Here is a 20,874-nt window from a genome sequence, read left to right as displayed (position 1 = left end):
CGATCGCTCAGTCGTAGTGCTTGTAGACCGTCGTACTGCCGTCGTTGCGGACCAGTAGCACGTCGTACGGCATGCGCGTTGGGCCCTCCATTCCAGGAGAGCCAGGCGGCATGGCCGGCACGGCCAGCCCTTTCGCTTTCGGCTTCGCAGCAAGCAGCCGCTTGATCTCAGCGGCTGGCACATGCCCTTCGATCGCATAACCGCCGACAACTGCCGTGTGGCATGAGCCGAGCCGATTGGGAATGCCCATTTTCTCGCGGGTGTCGGATGGATTGGCGACATCGTGCGCATTGACCTTGAATCCGTTGGCCCGCAGGTGCTTGGCCCATTCTTCACAGCAGCCGCAGGTTGCGGTCTTGTAGACCTCGACGGCCTGGGTTGCGGCGCTGGCGAGCGTCGGCAGCCCGATCAGGGCAGCGACCGCGAGATTTCTGAATTTTCCGATTAACATAATCCTTCTCCTAAGTGCTGGCGCCGACGGATATGGTCGGCTGCCAGCGTCAAATCAACTATCACTCAGCTGGAACGTCCTACATCTGTTCGCCCGGGGGCGATGTCGATGCAAGCCAGGCCGCCAGAACAACGACCGCAAGCAATACAAGCGCTTCGATCCAAAGTATGCGCTTGAACCGCATCGGTAAAAGCTCGGGGGCGGCATTTCCTGCGGACTCGCGCGCGAGCCACGGCGGCATCACGACAAAGCGATTGATCCCACCCAGCATCGTCGCAACGCCTACGAGCAGCAGCTTCGCTACAAGCGTTTTGCCATACGGGTTGCCGACCAGGTTTTCGAATCCGCCCAGGTTGCGCCAGCTTGCATACAGGCCCGTGGCCAAGATGCCGGTAAGCGCGAACGTCGCCGAGCCGGATAGGGACGCTACATAAGCCGCCCGCGCGCGTCTGTCGGCCGTGGCCATGTTTTCGGTTGCCCTCAACATGACCCCGCCAGCAAGGAACACTTCACCGACCCATAGGCTGATCAGGCCGAGGTGGATCCAGTCCGCCAGCAAGGGCAGGCTGAAGTCGCCTTCGCTGGCGGCGTGGCTGACCATGCCGCGCGTGTACCAGAATACGGCAAGCGCCGCCAAAGTCAGCAGTGCAGGCACCTGGTTGCGATCGCCGCGCATGCAGGTTCCGAAGGTAGCCATGGCTAGCCCGAACATCCCAATGGACCACGCGAGCCCAAGGTGTGTCGAGGTCAGCATCGACCAGGTGGCGCCAGCCGCTTCAGTCACTGGGACCTCGGCCATGGCCGCCGATTCCAGCCACAACAGCGCCGCGTTCGCGGCCAGAGCGACGACGACACCGGTCAAGGCAGTCTTGCGGACGGACTGGCGGCGCGCGTCGGCCCAGCTGGATGCGTCACGACTAATCCACAAGCGCGAAGCGCTCGCTCCCGTGACGAGGGCTACCGCGACGTTCAGGAGGGCAGTGACGACGTGCTGGACAGCTTGCAGGTCCAGCCCCATCACTTGACCTTGAACGTGACTTCGCCCTTTGCCTTATGGCCGTCGTGGGTCATCGTCGACCACTGGATGTGATACTCGCCCGAGGACAGCGGTGGTAGCGGCGCCGTCATGACGGTAGGATCCGCCTTGTCGACGGTGGTCGCGGTGACCGGGATTTCGTTATTTTGGGGTCCCATCACTTTGATTTTGCTGAACGCAGGCTCGAGCGCCTCGTTGAACTTGAGGCGCACCTGCTTCGGTGCATCTCCGAGCGTGCTGCCGGCTTGGGGATCCGATGATTGCAACTTGGCGTGTGCGAATGCGACCGAAGTTACGGTACTTGCGAAAGCGAAGGTGGCCAGGGCCAAAATGTGTTTGATGGGCATGTTTTTATTCCTGATTCTTTGGTTGGGTCGAGGTATGGGTGTGGAGCGTTCTGCCCGCAGCGCCGACAGAACGCCTGCAGCTTTAGTTGGCCGCTTCCAGTTTGGTCACGGTGAAGGTCCCGTTGATGCGTTCGACACGCAGTCGGATCTTGTCGCCAGTTTTCACTTGGTCGAGCATTGCCGGATCCTGCACCTTGAAGGACATGGTCATACCAGGCATGTTTAGATTGGTCAGCGGGCCATGTTGTACCGTCAGCTTGCCGGTGTCCTTGTCGACTTTCTTGACCTCGCCATCGGTCAGCGCATTCGCATCATCCTGCGAAGCGGCAGGCGCGGCGTGGTGCTGGCTGTGGTCCTGCATCTGCATCTGTGCCGATGTATTGGCCGTTGCCAGTGCAAGGCCGGCGGAAACGAGGAGGGTGCTGAACAGGGAAGAAAAACGAGTCATTTGAAGCTCCAAAACAGTCAAAACTCAATTGCAGTGGACGCGCGACGGCGCTTGCCGGCCTGACGCGGTCCGTTTTAGTTACAGATAAAGAAGGGCTGTGCACGCTGAGGTGCCGGCAACGAAGGCGTAGCCAGGTACGTCCGTGCCTTGGCAGGAACGAAACGTTCAGCAGTGTGAAAGGTCAGACGCGTGGAGGTCGCTCTAGAAGCGCAAGGTAGACCGATGGCAAGAGATGCCGGTCAAAGGGAATGGTTGTTGACGAAGAAGCAGTTGCCGGTAGCACGGCAACGAACGACGGTGCCATCGACAAACAGACGCTGCATGTCGCACAGGTGGCACACTTGCCGGCCTGATGATGAGACGCGGGATGATGATCGGCCTGTATGTCCGGACCCGTGTGCTCGTCATGGGCGTGAGCACTGGACATGTCGACGTCGTCGGCCATCGATTCGTGGTCGTGACTGTCCAGTGCCGCCACTGGCGGCACACAGAAGGACATCGTCGCGGAAGCGAAGCCTTGGAGCGGCACCGCCAGCAACGTCATCCAGACGATCAAGACTTTCAGGATGGCTTTCACACGTCGATTCTAGCATATGCGAAAGTATCGGCAATCCCATCGGCAGGTAAGCTTCGAACGTTGCGGTGCCGTATCGTGCGGACATGTCATTTTTGCATGTGCTAGATTGATTTACATGCGCCCATTCGTTCGAGTCCTCATGCTATGGATACTGATCGTGTCGCTGCCCGTGCAGGGCATCGCCGCCACGATCACATCGCCATGCAGAATGGCGCATACCACATCGGCAAGCCCGGAAGCTACGGTCATGGATGACTGCGACGAGCATGAGATGGCGATGTCGATGACCCAGTCGACCGCACAAGCGCACGCCAGCGTCGCCGCAGATCATGACATGCCCTGCGATAGTGGCGCCCACCAAAAGCATTCTTCCTGCCGGGCGTGCAGTGCCGGCTATATCGGCGCCTCGGCGCCCCCGCCGTTCGCAGTTGCTGGGTTTCCAGCAGAGCAGTTTGCAACTGACTCCGTTTCCCCAATCTCCTCCTTCACGGGCTGGATCCCATCCCGCATAGAGCGACCGCCACGCGGTTGACTTCCCAGGTGGGCTGAACGCTCTCCCGGCATCCGTCGGAGACGTCGCGCATGCGGGATGCACGCGACATGCCATCGATCGATGCCTGCCAGCCATTCATCTTCATTCGAACTTCGATATCGACGAAACACGCGCGGAGCCCGCACGCTTTGGGAGTGCGCGCAGGCCGCATCCGCCACGTAGCTGCGCAGCGAGGTTTGCTGCGAGTGCGCCTGCGTGCGCGACGCGGGCCCGTACTGCGGCAATTGTTTCATCACTTCATCTAGGGGAATACTTCATGCAGCAACGTGTTTTTGAGGAGAGTGCCGTGAACCGGTGGCGACGACGGCTCCTGCAGGGCGCAGGGGCCGCCGCCCTCGCCGGGCTGGTCCCAGCCAGACTGCTGGCAGCCGGTCAGGCCGCGCAGCCGATCTTGCGCGGCACCGAATTCGACCTGGAGATCGTGCCGGCGCCGGTCAACTTCACTGGCGCACCGCAGGTCGCCACCGCGGTCAACGGCCAGGTTCCTGGGCCGGTCCTGTACTGGAGCGAGGGCGACACCGTGACGCTGCGCGTGACCAACCGGCTGCCGGTCACGAGTTCCATTCACTGGCACGGCATCCTGGTGCCGGCGGAGATGGACGGCGTGCCCGGCATCAGTTTCACCGGGATTCCTCCGGGCCAGACCTTCACCTATCGCTTCCAGGTCAAGCAGAGCGGGACCTACTGGTACCACAGCCATTCCGAATTCCAGGAGCAGAGCGGCCTGGCCGGTTCGATCGTGATCGAGCCGAAGAACGGTGAACGGGTGAAGGCGGACCGTGACTACGTCGTCATGCTGTCGGACTGGGTCGATGGCGATCCTGCCAAGGTCTTTGCCAAGCTCAAGAAAATGAGCGACTTCTTCAACACCAACCAGCCGACCATCGGCCAGTTCCTGGACGACATACGGAAGAACGGCCTCGGGGCCGCGCTCGACAAGCGCAAGATGTGGAACCAGATGCGCATGTTGCCGACGGACTTCAGCGACGTGACCGCCAGCCGCAACCTGGGCGTGAGGATGGCCTACCTGATCAATGGTACGCCTACGGACAGGAACTGGACCGGCTTGTTCCGTCCGGGTGAGAAAGTCAGGCTGCGCTTCATCAACGGCTCGGCGACGACGATCTTCGACGTTCGCATTCCGGGTCTGAAAATGATGGTGATCGCTGCGGACGGACAGGACGTCGAGCCCGTGCCGGTCGACGAATTCCGGATTTCCGTTGCCGAAACCTATGACGTGCTGGTCGAGCCAACCGGCGACCAGGCCTACACCATCTTCGCGCAGTCGATCGGGCGTTCCGGCTTCGTGCGCGCGACGCTGGCGCCGCGCGCGGGCATGTCTGCCCCGGTGCCCGATATGGATCCGCCCCAGTGGCTGGCCATGCAGGACATGATGGGCGCGATGGCAATGGGGAGCATGGGCGGCATGTCGGGCATGGGCCAGGCGCCGGGCAAGGAAGGGAAGGCGCCGCACGACATGCACTCGATGGAGGGCATGCACGACATGCCGGGCATGTCTCACAGCGGGATGGGCGAGGGCCACGGGCAGATGCAGATGCCGATGCAGCACGCCGGCCATGGCGGCGGCCACACGATGCCAATGGCCCAGGGCACGCCTCCGAAAGTCACCCACGCCCGCACCGAGTATGGCCCGGGTGTCGACATGCACGTCGACATGCCTCGCACCAATCTCGACGACCCCGGCATCAATCTGCGCAACAACGGGAGGCGCGTGCTGACCTATGCCGATCTTCACACGATCGGTGGACCGGTCGATGACCGTGAGCCGACCCGCGAGATCGAATTGCACCTCACCGGCAACATGGAGCGCTTCATGTGGTCCTTCGACGGCCAGAAGTTTTCGGAGTCCAAGCCCGTCCACTTCAGGCACGGCGAGCGGTTGCGCATCGTACTGGTGAACGACACCATGATGAACCATCCGATCCACCTGCATGGCATGTGGAGCGAGCTCGAGTCGCCGAGCGGGGAGTTCCTGGTCCGCAAGCACACGATTAACGTGCAGCCGGCCCAGCGCGTCACTTACCGGGTGACGGCCGACGCCCCAGGCCATTGGGCTTACCACTGCCATCTTCTTTATCACATGGAAGCAGGCATGTTCAGGGAGGTGGTCGTTTCATGAAAACCGCAACGACGAAAACCGGTGCAGCGGTCGCGCTGCTGATCTTTGGCCTCGTGGCGGCGGACGCGGCATCGGCCCAGACGACCGAGCCGCCGAAGGAGGGCGGAACCGGCCAGACATCCGGCACGGGCCAGTCCAAAACGATGGAAGGAATGGATCACTCCCAGATGGACCATTCTCAGATGGACCATTCGCGGATGGACCACACGCAGATGGAAAAATCGCAGATGGACCAGTCCGGGATGGATCACTCGCAGATGAATCATGCGGGTGACGACCGGGTGCAGGACGCCAAGCCGGCGCCGCAACAGGGCAAACCAAGCATGGACCACAGCATGGGACAAGCGATGGGCGGCATGGGCGGAATGGGCCACGACATGAAGATGGGCCCGATGCAGGGCGGCAGTCCACCGCCCGACGCCCGCGATCCGGACGCCTATGCCGAAGGCACGAGCTTCGCGCACCTGCCAGGCAACGAGATGAACGACGAGATGCGCTTCGGCCGGATCCTGCTCGACAAGTTCGAATACGCGAAGGGTGACGGCGAACACGGCCAGAATCTAGACGCCGAAGCGTGGTACGGGAACGACTACAACAAGGCCTGGTTCAAGGCCGAGGGTGAGCGGCGCGGAGGGCACCTACAGTCCCTGCGTACGGAAGCCTTGTGGGACCGCACCTTCGCGACCTTCTGGAGTACCCAACTCGGCGTACGCCACGACAGCGGTGGCGGCGATTCGCGCAACTGGCTGGCCTTCGGCGTGCGCGGCCTGGCGCCGTACTGGTTTGATACGGAAGCGACCGCCCACTGGTCCGGTGGAAGGCTTGCCGCGCGTTTCAACGTGCGTTACGAACTGCTGTTCACGCAGCAGCTGATCCTCGAACCCGAAGTCGAGGCCAACCTGTACAGCCGCTCCGATCCGGCCAGAGGCGTGGGCAGCGGGCTGTCCGATCTCGAACTTGGCCTGCGCCTGCGCTACGAGATCCGGCGCCAGTTCGCCCCGTATGTCGGCGTGACCTGGGCGCGCAACTTCGGCGACACCGCCGACTATGCGCGGGCGAGGGGAGAACGAAACAAGAGCACGCAGATCGTTGCGGGCGTGCGCATCTGGTTCTGATCACGAAGCGGGGTGGCCATGACCACCCCCGCACTATCCATAGGGACGTTTTGAAGAGGTATTTTCAACCATTCAAGGAGAACGTCATGCAACAACAGTATCAATCATGTATCGATGCCTGCAACGCCTGCGCCGACGCCTGCGACATGTGTTCGACGGCCTGCCTGCAGGAAGACGACGTCAAGATGATGGCGCGCTGCATCGCACTCGACATGGACTGCGCACAGATCTGCCGGCTGGCTGCCGCCTTCATGGCCCGGGGCAGCGAATTCGCCGGAGCGCTCTGCCAGCTTTGCGCCCAGATCTGCCAGGCGTGCGGTGACGAGTGCGCCAAGCACCAGATGCAGCATTGCCAGGATTGCGCGGCTGCTTGCCGGCGCTGCGCCGAGGAGTGCCGCCGGATGGGATCGACCGCGGCGGCTTGAGGGCTTGCGTTCGCGATAACAATGCCTTCCCGCAGGAAGCGGGAAGGCGCATACGAAAGGAACCGCAAGATGAACTCCAGTCTGTTCCTCACACGGAAGCTGCTTGCCGCATGCGCCGTGACGATGGCGGCTTCCGCCGCACATGCAGACATCACGGTCTTCACCGACCGCGCTGCCTTTCTCAATGCGGTGTCCGGCTCGGCCACCGACACCTTCGACGACCTGGCCATGGTAGAAACCGGCAGCCCCCTGAGCCGCCTGGCCGGCGCCTACACCTACCAGGTAAGTGCAGGACCTGGCGACAGCGGCTTTTACCCGTCGGGAAGCGGGGGCGATATCTGGCTGAGTGGAACGATGTCCAGCGACGTCATCACGTTCAACGCGTTCTCGTCCGGGGTATTCGGCTTCGGTGGCAACTTCTTCGGAACCGATTCATTCGGCGCCTTCATGCCGGACCGCACCATCGTGCTAAGCGCGGTGTCCGGTGCGGACAGCGAGACATTCACGCTGTCGAATGCTTCACAGGACGCGTTTGTCGCGTTCCTGTCGGATCGTCCGCTCACCTCTGTGTCTTTCCAGAACATGGAGGACGACGGCACCGTGTACTGGGCAGCGGCGAACAATGTCGTTATGGCCGTGCCCGAGCCGGCGACGTGGTCGATGCTGTTGGGCGGACTCGGCGTTGCTGCTCTGGCTCGCCGGCGCAGCCTCACATCGAAGCAGGCAAAGACTGTGGCTTGAACCTCGCATCACAACCATACAGGAGAGAAAGATGAAACGCACTAATCTGTATTTCACGCACGCTGCAACGCCGGTATCGCGTTGCCGCACCTTGGCCACGCGTGCACTCGCGGGTTTGGCGCTCGTGGCGATCACGGGCACGGCGTCCGCGGACGGCCCGGGTCGCGGCTCGACTGCGACGTTCGAGAAGAACTATCTCGTCTTTATCATCGACCACCATTACTCGGCATTGCGGATGACCGAGCTGGCAGCCGGCACGGACACGCAACGCAATGCGCCTGTCAGCAATCCTGGCGAAGGGACGTCGCCGACACCTGGCTACGGCGCCACCGTGGCCAAGGCGAGCGATGATCAAATTCGCTCCATGTCTCGCCAGGCTAACCGCACGCAGCGAGAAGAAATCATGCGGGCCCAGCGCTTTTTGCGCGACTGGTACGGAATGCAGCACACGCCCCAACTCACCGCCGACGGCCAAAGGATGATCGCGACTCTCGAGAGTACGCCGGCCGGCGCACAGTTCAACCAGACCTTCCTGCGCACCTTCAGTAACCATCATCTCAGCGCACTCGCGCCCAGCCTGCACTGCCAGGTCAAGAGCGACATCGACCACGACTCCCTCCATCGCTACTGCGAGAACATCGTCGTGACGCAGAAGAACCAGATCAACGAGATGCGGCACATGCTGTGCGAGCAATTCCGCGATTGCGGATTCATGCCCGCTACCGGCGACAAGAGAAAGGATCAGGACTTCTGAAAGGCTTGCTCGCGCTAACCGGCAGCATCGGGCGCCGGGTCATGTTAACCCGGCGCTGTTTTACGTCGATTCGTTTTAAAGGAGAAATCAATGCAAGATTCGCCTGCACCTCACCGCAGCAATACGATGGCAACAATGAAATACACAACCTTTGCTCAAATGATCGCGGCTGGAACAATCATCATGTTCGGGCTGATGTATCTGAATGTCTATTCAGACGACCACATATTCTTCAGCGAAACAAGAGCGTTCATGGCACTCATCATGGGTGCCACGATGGCAATCGTGATGCTTGCTTTCATGTGGAAGATGTATCCGAACAAAGGAGTCAACGTAGGAATCCTTATCGGAAGCCTAGTGGTATTTCTTGGTGCGCTATGGCTGGTGCGCAGCCAGGCGACGGTGGGCGACGTGGCCTATATGCGCGCCATGATCCCCCACCACTCCATTGCCATCCTGACCAGCGAACGCGCCAACATTACCGACCCGCGGGTTCGCAAGCTCGCCGACGGGATCATCGCTGCACAGAAAAAGGAAATTGGCGAAATGAAGGAATACATCCGGGATCTGGAGCGAAAGAACTGAGAGGCCAGGCGTCGTGCAGTGTGCCGACACAATGTTCATGCCGGCATTCCGTCATGCTGCTAGTGTGCTTTGCCTTAATGCTCCGCATGCCCCGAGGGTTTGCGCACCTGCAGCTCGACGTCGGGCTTGCTGGTGGCCGGCATCAGGCTGCGTCCAGCATCGCTGCTGCGTGCAGGCTCAGGCAACTGACCAGTCCATTCGTAGGCGACCGTACCCGCCGGATGCTTGTACCAGCCCGGGTCGCTGTAGTCGCCACGCTTCTGGTCCTTGCGCACCTTCAGCACGGTGAACATGCCGCCCATCTCGACGCCGCCGAATGGCCCGTCGCCAGTCATCATCGGCAGAGTGTTTTCCGGGATCGGCATTTCCATGCCTCCCATCGAGCCGCCCTTGTCGCCCATGACCATGTAATCCGGCACGATCTTGTTGATCTTCTCGGCAATGCCTCGGTGGTCAACGCCAATCAGCGTCGGCACGTTGTGGCCCATCGCATTCATTGTGTGATGTGACTTGTGGCAGTGGAAGGCCCAGTCACCCGGGTCGGTGGCGATGAACTCGATCGCCCGCATCTGGCCGACGGCGACGTCCGTGGTCACCTCCGGCCAGCGCGAGCCGGGCGGGGTCCAGCCGCCATCGGTGCCGGTCACCTCGAACTCATGACCGTGAACATGGATCGGGTGGTTCGTCATCGTCAGGTTGCCGACACGGATGCGCACACGGTCGCCTTGCCGTACCGGCATCGTGTCGATACCCGGGAAAACCCGGCTGTTGAAGGTCCAGAGGTTATGGTCGAGCATCGTGTTGACCTTCGGCGTATAGCTGCCCGGTTCGATGTCGTAGGCGCTGAGCAGGAACACGAAGTCGCGGTCGACGGCAAACCGCCCGATGTCCTTCGGGTGCGTCACCCAGAATCCCATCATGCCCATCGCCATCTGGGTCATCTCGTCGGCATGGGGGTGGTACATGAAGGTACCCGGGCGCTTCGCCACGAACTCGTAGACGAAGGTCTTGCCCGGCGCGATACCCGGCTGGGTGAGACCGGTCACGCCATCCATGCCGTTCGGCAGGCGCTGGCCGTGCCAGTGCACGCTGGTGTGCTCGGGGAGTTTATTGGTCACGAAAATACGCACCCGGTCACCCTCGACGACCTCGATGGTCGGGCCCGGGGACTGGCCGTTGTAGCCCCACAAGTTGACCTTCATACCGGGAGCGAACTCGCGCACCACCGGTTCGGCAACCAGGTGGAACTCCTTTACGCCGTTGTTCATCCGCCAGGGCAGGGACCAGCCGTTCAGGGTCACGACCGGGTTGAACGGACGCCCGGTGGCGGGTGGCGGCGGCACATGGGTCTTTGCATTGTCCATGACCATCGCTTCGGGCAGCGATGCTGCGCCCACACGGCTGACTGCGGCAGTGCTTACCGCGACGGCGCCGGCGCCTTTGAAAAAATCTCGACGGGAAATCATTGTGCTGTCCTTGAATCAGTATTGCCGCCTGCATTCATGGCGGTCTGAAGATTGGTGTCGGCGATCCAGAAATCGCGCTGCGCCGCGATGGAGGCGTTGACGGCCGCAAGCTGTTCGCGCGATTCGGCAAGCAATTCGAAGGTGCTCGCCAACATGCCGTTGTAGCGGAGCAGCACCTCGTCGGCGATCTGCTTGCGCAGGGGGACGACCCCGTCACGGTAGTGGCGGGCGATGTCGTAGGCGGTGCGATAGCTCGCATAGGCCTGGCGCACTTCGGAGCGCGCTTTCACGGCGATGTCGCCGGTACGGTGGACCGCCTGCATGTACCTTGCCTGTGCCCGCGCCACGCGCGCGCCGCCCCAGTCGAACAGCGGCAACTCGAGCGATACCTCGTAGCCGTTCTCGCGCGGCGCGCCGGTCGTGCTTTTGTTGGCGTAACCCGCATCGAACACATTGATGAAGCCGGTCGTCTTGGTCAGGCCGAGCGCCTGTGCCGTCGCCTGCGCATCCTGACGCGCGATGAGGACGTCGAGCCGCTGCAACAGTGCGGTCGCTTCGGCATTGGCCGGCTGGTCTGGCTGGGCGGGAAGATCGGGAAGTCGGTCCGGCAGGGTGAATGCGAGGGAAGGGCCCCACAGGCCCAGCAGGCGGACCAGTTCCTCGCGTGCGGTCGTGGCTTGCAGGCGGGATTGCGCCTGCTGGGTCAAGGCGTCCTGGTAGAAGGCGCGCTCACGCGCGGCGTCGAGGGTGCTCCAGTTGCCCGTGGCGCGCATGCGCGCGGCAAGCTCGGCTGCCGCCTCGGCCGATCCGCGTACCTTTTCCGCGAAGGCGGCTGCCTGCGCCGCGGCCACGGCCGAGTAATACGCCTTGCGCGTGTCGGCCGCCAGGTTCACAGCCTGCATTGCCGCCTGCAGCTTGGCTTGTTCGAAGCGCCGACGTTCGATGCGGGTGCGGGCCGGCAGGGTCACGAGCGCTGCCAGGTCGAAGGACAGCCCCCGGTCGATTTCGGTCTCGCCACCCCCGCGTACCCGACCAAAGCTGAAGCCCGGGTTCGGCAGACGCCCAGCCTGGACGAAGTCCGCTTCGGCGATCGCGAGCTCGGCGAAGAACGCCTGCAGGCCCTGGTTGTTGAGCAGGGCAATGCGCACCGCAGCGTCGGCGGTGAGCGGTTTGGAGAGCAGGGCGGTCACTTCGGCCCGCGAGTCCTGGTCCCGCTTCAACGGTGCCGGCTGGGCGATGCGTTCCTGCGTCATCCGGACGACATCATCGAGTCCGCCATCTTGGGAAAAGCTCGCGCAGCCTGCGAGCAGCGCGGCGCTGACCGCTACGGCCAATCGACGCAGGCCAGGTCGTACAGGTGAGTTCATTGGTGCGCTCCTTCGTGTTCGTGCTTGCCGTGCATGTGTTCTGGCGTGGAGACCTTCTGGGATACGCCAGCAGTGGACTGTTCGCCCGATACGGAAGCTTCTGCTTCCTCGCCGAGGACGACGCGGTTAGCGCGAGCCCAGCGTTTATCGGGCGCTTGCGGCGCTTCCTTCGACGCGACGACATCGGCGAAGACGGATTGGTACTGCAGGGGCGCGACAGGCGCATTCGCGTCGGCGGCGGACGGCAAGGTCTGCTGCGCTTGCGCGCAAGCGAGCAGCGGCACGCCAGCTGCGAACAGCAGCAGGTCTGAAAATTTCATGGTTTGTTTCGTGTTGATTGAGGGCCGCACCAGGCAGCCCGGATGCGCGCCGTCAGCGCGCGCGGAAAAATCAAACGAGATCGAGGCGTGGTGGTCGCTCGAGGGCGGGAGGGACGAAGGACGTCATCGCGGCTTCCGCAAGAGCGTGCAGCGAGGAAGAGAACGGCGGTGCGTGGAAGGTCGGCAGTAGTGCCGGAGGCGCGGCGGCGCCAACGCAGCAACTTGCACAAGCGGCGCACTTGGCGTGTGACGAAACCGCTGTCTTCGAGCCAGCCTCGGTGCAGTGCTCTCCGTCCGCTTGCGCGGCGGCCCGATGGTGTTGGTGGCCGGTCATGACCACTGTTTCGTGCACGGCCTGTTCAGGCTGCCCGACCGCCATCGCAGCGCCGCCCTGCAGGGACAGCACCGTGATCGAAAGCCACAGCAGAAGGCGAAAGATCGTGCGCATCATCCAAACATGGTACCGCAAATCAAGAGAATGCATCAAGGCAGCGCTTTTGGCGCTTCGGACCGGATAAGACCAGCAAGGCCCTGCAGGCGTCAACTGCACTTGGGACTAGTCAGGACATCAACAATGGTTGGGTTATATCGTTATTCGGGTTTGTTCACACAGCGAGGCTGTCATGCCGAAAATCACCATTCTCGAAAAGACGAATCTGCAGGAAGACTGTTGGCACTCGATGTTGATCTCCCTGTTGAGGGGCCTCGCAGCGCTGGTGGTGGCCGCAGCACATCTGCGTGCCCAGATGTATCCCGGCTTCGGCACAGTAACGAAGCCCCCGTTGCTGTTTCAGGGCCTAGCGTTCGGCGCCGGATTCGCTTACCTTGCCGTGATCGTCTTTTTCGTGCTCAGTGGCTGGCTGGTCGGCGGAAGCTTTCTCAACAAGCTGGACGCGGACCGCGCGTTTCAGAATTACACGATCGACCGGGTCTCGCGGCTGTGGGTCGTGCTTGTGCCGACTTTCCTGATCGTGTTGCTTGCAGGTGCTGTCGTCGGCGCCCTCGATACGGCGCGCGTGTCGTTTTCGACGTCCGAGCCGTACTCGATGAGCGCGTTTTTCGGGAACATGATTGGCCTGCAAACGCTCATCGTCCCCCCGTTCGGCGGCAACTTTCCGTTATGGAGCCTGGCCAATGAGACCTGGTACTACGTGCTGTTCCCGCTCTTGGTGCTGGTGTTTCGGGGCAGGACAATCGCGACGCGGGCGGCGGCAGTGTTGGCGATCGGCGCCATCTTCCAGTTGGTGCACGGCAGCATATTGATTTATTTTTCGATATGGCTGTTAGGCGCGGCGTTCTCACGGGTGAAGATCGAGGCGGGTCCGCTCTGGCGCTGGTCCTTGCTGTTCCTGTTTGTCGGCAGCGCCGTCGTCATCCGGCTGAAGGGTAAAACCGACATCACGCCGGAAGGCTTTCCGCAATATCTAGTTTTCAGCCTGCTGCTCGTACTGTTCCTGTCGAGCATGCAGTTCAAGCGCCGCTTGGGGCCCAAGCTGGACTGGCTGGACCGGACGGGACGGTTCTTCGCGAACTTTTCATTCACCTTGTACGTGCTGCACGTGCCACTGATCCTGTTGATGGGGCATCTGCTCGCGTCGATGTTGGGTCTCGGCCAGCTCTCGCCCTACCGGTTGTCCCATTACCTCATGTATGGCGGCATGTATCTGGTACTCGTTGTCGGCGCTTACCTGTTCTATCTGCCTTTTGAGTCGAACACGCCGCGTGTGCGTCAGTGGCTGAAGATGCAGCTATTTGCACGTGTTCGTGCAGTTCGGACGTGATTGGGAATCTAGTTGCCGGCCATGACGACAAAGTATCGAGGTAGGACTGCCGAAAATCTTGAGGTGCTTACCCATCTCTGGTGTAATGTCAGGCTTGTAATTTCGGTCTATAAGGAGCCTCGATGCGCCGACTGTTCTGCCTCGCGTTTTTTGCTGTGACATCACTTCCCGTCTTCGCCGCCAGTCCGACCGAGGTCGTTGGGGAGTACCATGCAGCGGTCGCCAGCGGTGATACCGCAAAGGCGCTGTCGCTACTCAGTCCCGCAGTCCAGATCTTCGAGAGTGGCCATGTCGAGCAGTCCAAGGACGAATACGCAGGGCACCATCTTCCCGCCGATGTCGCTTTCGCAAAGAACACAAGCCGGAAGGTGGTGAAAGGAAGCGAGCGGATAGGTGGCGACATGGCCGTCGTCATCCAGGAAACCGAGACGCAAGGCACGTATAAAGGTTCGGCGGTTCGCCTAATCGGGACCGAAACCGCAGTCTTGGAAAAGAAAGGTGAGGGATGGGTCGTTACGCATTTCCACTGGTCGTCCCGGAAAGTGAAGTAGAAGAGTTGCTGCAACGGCACGGGTAGCTTTCGCGTTACCTTTCATGGTGCTCGAGCTTGCTTCAACGCTCAGCGACGTGTTCACTTCTGGGACCGTCTGACGAAGAGGTTTCGCCCAGTTGTTTGAGGATTTCACACCGCGCAGCGGGACGCGCAGAATCGCATTGCCTACGCAGTTCGGAAAGCTCGGCATGCAGGGTACGAAGGTCTGCAATCTGCCGGTCGATCTCAAGAATATGCTGGTCGACCAAATCGTTCACTCCGCCGCATGTCATGTCCGGCCGATCCTGAAAACCTAGCAGAGTCTGCACTTCATCCAACGATATTCCTAGCGCGCGACAACGGCGGATGAAGTGCAAACGATCAGCATGGCTGGCGTCGTACAAGCGGTAGTTCGCATGCGACCTGATCGGCGCCGGCATTAGCCCCTTTTGCTCATAGAATCGAATCGTCTCGGGTTGGCAGGCCGCGAGCTTCGCCAGTTCGCCAATTCGCATGTTCATTTTTACACCTCATGTTAGGCCCTCGAGTAGCCATAAGGATTCGAGTTCGTTCTTTCGCCTTCCTGCCACAGGAAGCAATCACGGCTTACGAATTCAGCGCAGTTGGAGGATCCTACGCGCCCCATTGAGGACCACCAAGCCGATGATAATACCGATGACCAGGTCCGGATAAGGCGAACCGGTCCAATTCACCAGTACACCGGCCACGATCACTCCAAGGTTGGCCACAACGTCGTTCGCGGAGAAAATATAGCTTGCCTTCATGTGGGCGCCGCTGTCGCGCTTTTTGGTAATAAGTACAAGACAGCTCACGTTTGCCGCCAGGGCGAGCAGGCCAATACCCACCATCAGGAGCGATTGCGGTTCGCTGCCGTACACGAAGCGCCGGACGACCTCGCTGAGCGCTCCGATCGCCAAAGCCATCTGCAACCACCCGGCAATATGAGCGGACCGCGTCTTCAGATGCGCCGCACGGCCGACTGCATACAGCGCCAGTCCATAGACTGCAGCGTCGGCGAACATATCTAACGAGTCGGCAACCAGGCCCGCCGACTGTGCGATCCACCCGACGAGCAGCTCGACAAAAAACATGACGCCGTTGATCGCCAGGAGCAGGCGCAGAGTCCGCGCCTCCGCCCCATCCTCGTCGCTTGAATGCCGTGAGTGATCCGGATCGGTGGTCGCCGCGCTCGAACTGCGCAGGCTGGCGCCCAGCCTGAGGGGCAGGAGCAGTTCGAGCACGTGCTCGGCCGATCCGGTATGCATCACCTTCAGCTCCCTGTTCGGCAAATCGAACGACATCGACAGTACGTGGAGGTCATCGTTGCACGCCATCCTGATGAGGTTCTCTTCGGATGCGCAGTCCATCTTGGGAATGGTGAACACGCTTTCCCATCGTGGCCCTTCCGAGGACGAACTTTCAGGAGTCAAAGCTGGTTGTGAAGCCTTGAGTACAGCGCCCAGGTTCAGCGGGCGCAGCCGACTCAATATCGTTTCCGCTTCACCCAGATGTACCACCGTAAGTTCCTGTTTGGATAGATCGAACATTAACGATCGAATGCCAGAACGGTTGCCAAGTGCCATGCGGATCAAGTTTTCTTCGGATGGGCAATCCATCTTGGGAATGGAAAAAGTGCTTTCCAAGTAGGTCATCGTAACGCTGGACATAGCTTGCTATTGATTCATGTAGGTTATCTGGATGTCGAGCTTACGTGATTGCAGATTCCGAGTGCGTGCACGAAGCCGTCCTCATTTTTACGAGACTGACGTTCTACCTCTCTCCGTCATGGCAGACGTGTTCGTCGGCCGTGCGAAGCGAGCACAAAGGGCAGGAAGGACGAACAGAGTCAGCAAGGTGGCCGAAATCAACCCGCCAATGACCACTGTTGCCAGCGGACGTTGAACCTCCGCTCCAGCGCCTGTCGCCAGGGCCATCGGTACGAATCCCAAGGACGCTACCAGGGCAGTCATCATGACCGGACGCAGGCGCCGCACCGCGCCTTCGCGTACTGCGCGCTCCCAAGGCATGCGTGTCGCGAGATCGTCGATCGCGCTCACCATCACCAAGCCGTTGAGCACTGCCACACCCGACAGGGCAATGAAACCCACGGCCGCAGTGATAGAGAACGGAAGTCCACGCAGCCATAGGGCAGCCACACCGCCGACCAGGGCCAACGGTACTCCAGTGAAAATGATCGCGGTCTTGCGCCAGGAGCCCACCGCCGAGTACAACAGCGACAGGATCAAGACGAAACAAAGCGGCACGACGATCGCGAGGCGGGATCGTGCGCGCTCCAGGTTCTCGAACTGGCCACCCCATTCGAGCCAGGTACCGGCCGGTAACCGCACCTGCGACGCGATGCGCGCCTGCGCTTCCTGCACCACGCCGGCGATGTCACGACCGCGAACGTTGGCTTGCACAACCACGCGGCGCTTGCCGTTCTCGCGGCTGATCTGATTGGGTCCCTTGGCTGCAACCAGCGAAGCCACCGACCCCAAGGGGACGAAGCCGCCCGCCGGGGTAGGAACAGGCAATTGCCGCAGACCGTTGATGTCCTGCCTTACCGCATCGGGAAGTTTCACGACGACCTCGAAGCGGCGATCGCCTTCATACACGATACCTGCTTCCTGTCCGGCGAGCGCCGCAGCCAGTGTGCCGTACACATCCTGGGCCGTCAGTCCGACACGGGCCATGGCGTCCCGGTCGAGCCTTGCATCGAGAAGGGGAAGTCCTGCCACCTGTTCGACCCGCACATCGGCCGCTCCCTCGGTCTCACGCAACTGGGCGGCAATCCGTTCGGCCGTCTGGGTCATCGTCGTGAAGTCGTCACCGTAGACCTTGACCGCGATGTCTCCTCGAACGCCGGCCAGCAACTCGTTGAAACGCATCTGGATAGGCTGTGTCAGCTCATACGTTTGACCGGGAAGAACGGCGACAGCGCGCTCAATCTTCTCGACCACCTCGGCTTTCGACATGCCTGGTTCTGGCCACTCGGAGCGCTCTTTCAGGATGATGAAGGTATCGGTACCGTTGGGCGGCATGGGGTCGGACGCGAGTTCGGCGGTGCCGGTGCGGGAAAAGACCAGTTTGACCTCTGGAAGCTTCGCCACGGCTTTCTCGATCGCGAACTGCATCGACTGGCTTTGGTCCACCGAGGTTCCCGGAATACGCCAGGCTTGCAGCAGAACGTCTTTTTCGTCGAGTGTTGGCAGGAATTCCTGGCCCAGCGTCGTAAACAGCAGCAGTGCCAGACCCAGGGCGCCAACACCGATGCCACCTGTCAGCTTTGGCCGTGCCACGGCACGGTCGAGCCAGGTGGCGTAGCGCCTTGTCGTTCCCGCCACGAACCGGTTCTCCTGTTCCTCGACGTGTTTCGACAGCCAGAGGGCGATCATTGCAGGCACAAAGGTCAGCGACAGGACGAATGCGAACGCGAGCGCCAGAATGACCGTTACGGCCATCGGCATAAACATCCTTCCTTCGACCCCTTGGAACGTCAGCAGGGGAACATACACCAGCATGATGATGCCCTGACCATAGACACTAGGCCGGATCATCTCCCGCGCGGCGGTCGCTACCACTTCAAGGCGTTCAGCCTTGGTCAGTACGCGGCCGGCGTCGTGCTGCCGATCAGCGAGACGTCGCAAGGCATTCTCGACGATGATCACGGCGCCATCAACAATCAGCCCGAAGTCGAGCGCACCGAGGCTCATGAGATTTGCGGTCACGCCGGCCCGCAGCATGCCGGCCGAGGTCAGCAACATCGTTATGGGAATGACCGCAGCCGCGATCAGCGCGGCCCGGATATTGCCGAGCAGTGCGAACAGCACCACAATGACCAGCAGCGCACCTTCTATCAGGTTTTTGGCGACAGTGTGGATCGTTGCGTCGACGAGCCGGGTTCGATCGAGTACCGGCTTGACGATAACGTCAGCTGGTAACGAGCGGGCAATTTCCTTCAATCGTGCATCGACCGCGGCGGCAACGGTCCGGCTATTTTCTCCTATCCGCATGACGGCGGTACCGAGTACGACTTCGTGGCCGGACTCCGACGCAGAACCAAAGCGCACTGCATGGCCAACGGTAACCTGTGCGACTTGCGAAACGAGGATAGGTGTGCCGTTACGCGTGGCGACGACGATCTTGCTGAGATCGTCCACCGTGGTGACGCGTGCATCGGCCCGCACCGTGAGCGCTTCACCGTTACGTTCAACGATTCCGGCGCCTGCGCTGGTATTGTTGCGTTCCAGCCCCTCGGCCAGGGCGGTCATGGTCAAGCCTGCCGCCGCGAGTCGTTGCGGATCGGGCATGACCACGTACTGCTTGACGTATCCCCCCAGGACATCGATACCGGCAAGCCCTTTCGTTGTCTTGAGCTGCGGTGCTACGATCCAGTCCTGGATCGTACGCAGATACGTCGTTTTCTCGACCTCGTTATGCAGCCGGGTGCCTTCTGGCGTCACGTAGCTGCCGTCCGGTTGCAGGCCGGTCTTCGCCCCGGATTCGTGTCGGCCGGAAAACTCCACTGTCCACATGTAAACGTCGCCCAGACCGGTGGCGACAGGCCCCATGGCAGGAGCGACACCTGTAGGCAGATCGCGTTCGGCGGAGCGCAGGCGCTCAGCCACCTGCTGGCGGGCGAAGTAAATATCCGTGTCTTCCGAGAACACAGCCGTGACCTGAGCAAAACCGTGCCGGGTCAGCGAACGCGTGGATTGCAGCCCCGGAATTCCTGCCAACGCTGTCTCGATAGGAAAAGTTACTTGCCGCTCGACGTCGGCCGGTGACAAGGCGGGAGCCGACGTATTGATTTGTACCTGGACGTTGGTAATGTCGGGCACGGCGTCGATGGGAAGGCGCGACAGAGCGACGGCACCGGCCAGGGCCGCCAACAAGCTTGTGAACAGTACCAGCCAACGACGGGCTACCGCGAAGGTGACGATGCGAGCAATCATTTCAGGCCCCGTCCTCGCATCCGTGGAAGCGTCATGTTAATCATCATCACCACCTTCGCCTTTGCCCAGCTCGGCTTTCAGTACATAGCTGTTGGTCACGGCGACGCGCTCGTCACCCGTCAAGCCAGAGACGACCGTGACATAATTGCCATTGGACGGGCCGAGCGTGACAGGCCTGACTGCAAAGCCGTCATTCGTACGAACGAAGACGGAAGGCTTGTCCTCGACCGTCTGCAGCGCGTTCTGAGGGACAGCCAGGACAGTCTTTCCGTTCGGATGCTCCAGCAGGACGGCAGCGCGAACTGTTTCACCCACCCGCCAGAGACCTTGGGCATTCGGCAGGGTCGCCAAGGCCTGCACCTGACGCGTGTTTGCGTCGATCACCCGCGATACGAAGGCGATATGTGCAGTGCCATTGCGGGTCGGCGTGGAGACGTCCACCGCGGCGCCCACATGCACACGACTGGCATCCTCGGGGGCCAAAGCCAGCGCGACCGACACTTCGGACAAGTCGGCGATACGGAAAAGCTCAGTGTTGGGTCCAACGACGTTGCCCAATACCGCTTGGCGCGCAACCACGTAGCCTTTGATGGGGGAGCGCACCACAAGACGGTTCAAGGGGCCACTCCCGCTGCCTCCGGCAGCAGCCAGTCGCTGCTCGGCGAGCCGGTAACGTGTCTGCCCTTCAGCTGCGGCAGCCTTGGCAGCGATATAGTCTTGTTCGGCTGACACTTTTTCTTTGAACAGCCGCTCTTCGCGCTGCAAGGTGCCCCGCGCGAGTTCGCGGTCTCGCCGTGCCGCTTCCAAATCCGCTCTCAGCTGAGCCGCCTCGCCACTTTCGACGACCGCGAGCACATCACCACGATTTACTGGCTCTCCTAAATTACGGTGCAGGGCGGTAATCCGACCACCAACGGCGACCGCAACCACTTCGGAGCGTGAAGGACTCGCATCGATCATCCCTGGCGCTTCGACCGAGTCGGTGGCGATCTGACGTACTGGTGCTACCTCGATGCTCGATGCGACAAGTTGTGCATTCGTCATGCGAATGGTGTCGGCTTTACCCTTCTCGGAGGCTTCACCTTTCTCAGCCGACTCCCGTTTCTCTGCCTCTTCAGTTTTGTCATTCTTGCGCTGTTCGCCCGTGTGTTCCACATGCGGTTGTTCGGCAGCTGGTTCCCTGCCAGCCTGCGGTGATTTGGAGCACGCTGCCAGCCATAACAAGCACGCGTAGATGAGGGGACGGTAAAACTTGGGCAT

Annotated in this window: 21 protein-coding genes; 8 read left to right on the top strand and 13 right to left on the bottom strand. The window is 61.2% G+C overall.

The window, feature by feature from the left end:
- Positions 1–7: 7 nt before the first annotated feature.
- The 5 genes from NX782_RS03875 to NX782_RS03855 form a co-directional block, all read right to left on the bottom strand.
- Positions 8–451, bottom strand: a complete 444-nt coding sequence (locus NX782_RS03875; RefSeq protein ID WP_075796139.1) for a DUF411 domain-containing protein — start codon at positions 449–451, stop codon at positions 8–10.
- Between the two features lie 79 nt (positions 452–530).
- Positions 531–1,469, bottom strand: coding sequence for a CopD family protein (locus NX782_RS03870; RefSeq protein ID WP_075796140.1), 939 nt, complete (start codon positions 1,467–1,469; stop codon positions 531–533).
- Entirely contained in the window at positions 1,469–1,834 is a 366-nt protein-coding gene (gene copC / locus NX782_RS03865; protein ID WP_075796141.1) for a copper homeostasis periplasmic binding protein CopC, read from the bottom strand. The genes NX782_RS03870 and copC overlap by 1 nt, the downstream gene beginning before the upstream one ends.
- Positions 1,835–1,916: 82 nt before the next feature.
- Positions 1,917–2,282: a copper-binding protein gene (locus tag NX782_RS03860; protein ID WP_075796142.1), complete on the bottom strand. Its 366-nt coding sequence runs from the start codon at positions 2,280–2,282 to the stop codon at positions 1,917–1,919.
- 181 nt (positions 2,283–2,463) lie between these two features.
- A complete protein-coding gene (locus tag NX782_RS03855) occupies positions 2,464–2,859 on the bottom strand; it encodes a DUF2946 family protein (RefSeq protein ID WP_075796143.1) in 396 nt (131 codons plus the stop codon).
- An 839-nt stretch (positions 2,860–3,698) separates the two neighbouring features.
- Here NX782_RS03855 and NX782_RS03850 point away from each other — a divergent pair.
- The 6 genes from NX782_RS03850 (at position 3,699) to NX782_RS03825 (ending at position 9,172) form a co-directional block, all read left to right on the top strand.
- Complete coding sequence (locus NX782_RS03850) at positions 3,699–5,552, top strand: copper resistance system multicopper oxidase (protein WP_258844108.1); 1,854 nt, start codon at positions 3,699–3,701, stop codon at positions 5,550–5,552.
- Positions 5,549–6,667 carry a copper resistance protein B gene (locus NX782_RS03845; RefSeq protein WP_258844107.1) on the top strand — a complete coding sequence of 373 codons (1,119 nt, stop codon included), beginning with the start codon at positions 5,549–5,551 and terminating at the stop codon, positions 6,665–6,667. Before NX782_RS03850 ends, NX782_RS03845 begins: the two co-directional genes overlap by 4 nt.
- An 86-nt stretch (positions 6,668–6,753) precedes the next feature.
- The gene (locus NX782_RS03840) at positions 6,754–7,092 is read left to right on the top strand and encodes a four-helix bundle copper-binding protein (protein ID WP_075796145.1); all 339 of its coding nucleotides are present in this window, start codon (positions 6,754–6,756) and stop codon (positions 7,090–7,092) included.
- A 69-nt stretch (positions 7,093–7,161) separates the two neighbouring features.
- Positions 7,162–7,833 (top strand): PEP-CTERM sorting domain-containing protein, encoded by a 672-nt coding sequence (locus NX782_RS03835; protein WP_075796146.1) that lies wholly within the window; start codon positions 7,162–7,164, stop codon positions 7,831–7,833.
- Positions 7,834–7,864: 31 nt separating this feature from the next.
- The gene (locus tag NX782_RS03830; protein WP_075796147.1) at positions 7,865–8,587 is read left to right on the top strand and encodes a DUF305 domain-containing protein; all 723 of its coding nucleotides are present in this window, start codon (positions 7,865–7,867) and stop codon (positions 8,585–8,587) included.
- 90 nt (positions 8,588–8,677) lie between these two features.
- On the top strand, positions 8,678–9,172 hold the full coding sequence (locus tag NX782_RS03825; protein ID WP_229503781.1) for a DUF305 domain-containing protein: 495 nt from the start codon (positions 8,678–8,680) through the stop codon (positions 9,170–9,172).
- Between the two features lie 74 nt (positions 9,173–9,246).
- Here NX782_RS03825 and NX782_RS03820 read toward each other — a convergent pair whose 3' ends face one another.
- The 4 genes from NX782_RS03820 to NX782_RS03805 form a co-directional block, all read right to left on the bottom strand.
- Positions 9,247–10,638: a copper oxidase gene (locus tag NX782_RS03820; RefSeq protein ID WP_075796149.1), complete on the bottom strand. Its 1,392-nt coding sequence runs from the start codon at positions 10,636–10,638 to the stop codon at positions 9,247–9,249.
- Positions 10,635–12,005 (bottom strand): TolC family protein, encoded by a 1,371-nt coding sequence (locus NX782_RS03815; protein WP_258844106.1) that lies wholly within the window; start codon positions 12,003–12,005, stop codon positions 10,635–10,637. The genes NX782_RS03820 and NX782_RS03815 overlap by 4 nt, the downstream gene beginning before the upstream one ends.
- The gene (locus tag NX782_RS03810) at positions 12,002–12,325 is read right to left on the bottom strand and encodes a hypothetical protein (RefSeq protein ID WP_075796151.1); all 324 of its coding nucleotides are present in this window, start codon (positions 12,323–12,325) and stop codon (positions 12,002–12,004) included. Before NX782_RS03810 ends, NX782_RS03815 begins: the two co-directional genes overlap by 4 nt.
- Before the next feature lie 70 nt (positions 12,326–12,395).
- On the bottom strand, positions 12,396–12,776 hold the full coding sequence (locus NX782_RS03805) for a hypothetical protein (protein WP_075796152.1): 381 nt from the start codon (positions 12,774–12,776) through the stop codon (positions 12,396–12,398).
- 172 nt (positions 12,777–12,948) lie between these two features.
- Between NX782_RS03805 and NX782_RS03800 the strand changes: the two genes are divergently transcribed.
- Positions 12,949–14,106 (top strand): acyltransferase family protein, encoded by a 1,158-nt coding sequence (locus NX782_RS03800; protein WP_075796153.1) that lies wholly within the window; start codon positions 12,949–12,951, stop codon positions 14,104–14,106.
- Between the two features lie 122 nt (positions 14,107–14,228).
- Positions 14,229–14,657 (top strand): YybH family protein, encoded by a 429-nt coding sequence (locus NX782_RS03795; RefSeq protein WP_075796154.1) that lies wholly within the window; start codon positions 14,229–14,231, stop codon positions 14,655–14,657.
- 61 nt (positions 14,658–14,718) lie between these two features.
- Here the strand turns inward: NX782_RS03795 and cadR are convergent, their stop codons facing one another.
- The 4 genes from cadR to NX782_RS03775 form a co-directional block, all read right to left on the bottom strand.
- On the bottom strand, positions 14,719–15,159 hold the full coding sequence (gene cadR / locus NX782_RS03790; RefSeq protein ID WP_075796155.1) for a Cd(II)/Pb(II)-responsive transcriptional regulator: 441 nt from the start codon (positions 15,157–15,159) through the stop codon (positions 14,719–14,721).
- 93 nt (positions 15,160–15,252) lie between these two features.
- The gene (locus NX782_RS03785; protein ID WP_075796717.1) at positions 15,253–16,311 is read right to left on the bottom strand and encodes a cation efflux transmembrane domain-containing protein; all 1,059 of its coding nucleotides are present in this window, start codon (positions 16,309–16,311) and stop codon (positions 15,253–15,255) included.
- A 102-nt stretch (positions 16,312–16,413) separates the two neighbouring features.
- Positions 16,414–19,614 (bottom strand): efflux RND transporter permease subunit, encoded by a 3,201-nt coding sequence (locus NX782_RS03780; RefSeq protein WP_258844105.1) that lies wholly within the window; start codon positions 19,612–19,614, stop codon positions 16,414–16,416.
- Between the two features lie 36 nt (positions 19,615–19,650).
- Complete coding sequence (locus NX782_RS03775; protein ID WP_075796157.1) at positions 19,651–20,874, bottom strand: efflux RND transporter periplasmic adaptor subunit; 1,224 nt, start codon at positions 20,872–20,874, stop codon at positions 19,651–19,653.

It is taken from the genome of Massilia norwichensis (genome assembly GCF_024753245.1).
In the GTDB taxonomy this organism is placed as follows: Bacteria; Pseudomonadota; Gammaproteobacteria; order Burkholderiales; family Burkholderiaceae_D; genus Telluria; species Telluria norwichensis.
The sequence above is the reverse complement of the archived record's forward strand: the minus strand, read 5'-3'. Positions and strand labels throughout refer to the sequence as shown.